This is a genomic window from Flavobacterium erigeronis, assembly GCF_054075165.1.
In genome coordinates, this window is sequence record NZ_JBSKGP010000043.1 from 1 (window position 1) to 230 (window position 230).

The 230-nt window shown below is 32.2% G+C and carries 1 pseudogene; it reads left to right on the plus strand.

Annotated elements, in window-relative coordinates:
• Positions 1-230: pseudogene (locus ACWA1F_RS24000) on the plus strand (OmpA family protein); the annotation flags it as partial.

The window sequence follows — 230 nt, forward strand, 5'->3', positions numbered from 1 at the left end:
GTTTCGCAGATTGACGGAAAATATCAATTCGGCAGCACTTTAAATTGTAATTCGACTTATACAATTGAAGTTTCAAAAGACAATTTCAACAGCAATAATAAGTCCGTTATAATGCCAAATTACTCTGGAATAACAGAAGTTCCGATTGGTTTAGATCCCGCCTTGATTGTTCGTGAAAACGGACTTTTAAAAATAAAAATCGGAATTATTTTCTTTGATTTAGACAAATC